The organism is Sulfitobacter sp. HI0129 (genome assembly GCF_001635395.1).
Classification (GTDB): domain Bacteria; phylum Pseudomonadota; class Alphaproteobacteria; order Rhodobacterales; family Rhodobacteraceae; genus Sulfitobacter.
Genome location: NZ_LWGH01000039.1, coordinates 1 through 345, shown reverse-complemented (window position 1 = coordinate 345; position 345 = coordinate 1). Strand labels below are relative to the sequence as shown.

At 61.7% G+C, this 345-nt stretch carries 1 protein-coding gene; it reads right to left on the bottom strand.

Features of this window, described 5'->3' with window-relative positions; translation table 11 throughout:
• Positions 1-343: DUF3768 domain-containing protein (locus tag A3764_RS00440; RefSeq protein WP_067951022.1), on the bottom strand; the 343-nt coding region annotated here is incomplete at its 3' end.
• Positions 344-345: the final 2 nt, after the last annotated feature.

The following is a 345-nucleotide window of genomic DNA, read 5'->3' as shown; positions in this document are numbered from 1 at the left end:
CAGGATTGTCCGGGGTCTCAGCCCCATAGCGGAAGTCCGAGTCTGCTTCATAGAGATCGATCTTCCAGAACACGGTCTCTCCCCGGATCTCGACCGCCCCGAAGTCGTGCCAGCCCTCGGGATCATTCTCAGGCTCGAACGTGGCAAACTCACCGGTTGCCTTGACCGCCTCGGCCATGAAGCCATCGCCGGCCTCCATAAGCGAGCGGGTGACATGCATGCGGCCCTGGATGGGTTGCGCGGGCGGCACCCCAAGGCATGCAAGTTTGCGAAACGCGTCGTTCTGCACCGCGATCACGGTCGGATCCGGACGGTCTAGCTGGGGTTGAACATTCATGGACATGG